General features: G+C 63.9%; 2 protein-coding genes and 1 pseudogene. All 3 read right to left on the bottom strand.

Going from position 1 to position 1,122, the window contains the following annotated elements:
- Nucleotides 1–238: ATP-binding cassette domain-containing protein (locus tag E3O47_RS04120; RefSeq protein ID WP_134419585.1), on the bottom strand; the 238-nt coding region annotated here is incomplete at its 3' end.
- Between the two features lie 76 nt (nucleotides 239–314).
- Nucleotides 315–641: a non-heme iron oxygenase ferredoxin subunit gene (locus E3O47_RS04115; RefSeq protein ID WP_134373658.1), complete on the bottom strand. Its 327-nt coding sequence runs from the start codon at nucleotides 639–641 to the stop codon at nucleotides 315–317.
- Between the two features lie 38 nt (nucleotides 642–679).
- Nucleotides 680–1,122, bottom strand: a pseudogene (locus E3O47_RS04110) (SufD family Fe-S cluster assembly protein); the annotation flags it as partial.

Genomic DNA, 1,122 nt, shown 5'->3' with positions numbered 1-1,122 from the left:
GGTCCACGGTCATCGTGGTGACCTCTTCGCCGTCGAGCAGGATCGAGCCACTGTCGACGGTGTATTTCGGGTGACCGGCGATCGTATAGGCGAGGGTGGACTTGCCGGACCCGTTCGGGCCCATGATGGCGTGGATCTCACCCTCGTTGATGGTCAGGTTCACCCCGTGCAGGATCTGCTTGGTGCCCTGGTCGGTCCAGACGCTGACGTGCAGGTCGATGATCTGTAGAACTGACATGAAATTCTCTTTCGTTCTCCGGCGCGTACGCCGACAAGTTGGGTGGCCGATCGGCCGGTGCGGGACTGGGCCCGCGTCAGACGGCTACGGTGACGGCTGGGTCGATGTAGACCACGCCGTCGACCAGGTCGACCTGGTAGACCGGGACCGGCTCGTAGGCCGGGAGGTTGAGCGGCTTGCCGGTCTTCAGGGAGAACTTGGAGCCGTGGGCCCAGCATTCGACGGTGTCGCCCTCGACGAAACCTTCGGACAGGGAGATGTCGCCGTGGGTACAGGTGTCGCCGATGGCGAAGACGTCTCCGGCGGCGTCGCGGACGACAACGATGGGGACGCCATCGATTTCGACTTTGACTGCCTCGTTGACGCCGAGTTCGTCGAAGCCACAGATCTTGGTGGATGCCATGTCAGTTGTCCTTTGTTGCGGTGAGTTCTGCTTCNGGTGAGTTCTGCTTCGATGGCCGCCTGGAGGCGTTCTTCGAGCAGGGGGGAGCCGATTTGTTGCACGATCTCGCTGAGGAAGCCGCGTACGACGAGGCGCCGGGCCTCGTCTTCGCTGATGCCGCGGGACTGCAGGTAGAACAGCTGCTCGTCGTCGAAGCGGCCGGTCGCGCTCGCGTGCCCGGCCCCCTTGATGTCGCCGGTCTCGATCTCGAGGTTCGGGATCGAGTCCGCCCGGGTGCCTTCGGTGAGCACGAGGTTACGGTTTTGTTCGTAGCTGTCGGTCCCGGCCGCATCCCGCCCGATCAGGACGTCGCCGATCCACACGGTGCGGGCACCTTGACCCTGCAACGCACCCTTGTAGGTGACGCGGCTGCGACTGTTCGGCGCGACATGGTTCACGAATACCTGCTGCTCGAGGTGCTGGCCGGCGTCGGCGAAGTACA

The sequence above is a fragment of the Cryobacterium sp. TMT2-17-1 genome, assembly GCF_004402765.1.
Taxonomy (GTDB): Bacteria; Actinomycetota; Actinomycetes; order Actinomycetales; family Microbacteriaceae; genus Cryobacterium; species Cryobacterium sandaracinum.
This window is presented reverse-complemented; position numbering and strand designations above follow the sequence as displayed.

What these genes read in the sequence shown, in the direction of transcription:
- E3O47_RS04115 (WP_134373658.1), bottom strand. Translation starts at nt 641, where the DNA reads ATGGCATCCACCAAGATCTGTGGCTTCGACGAACTCGGCGTCAACGAG.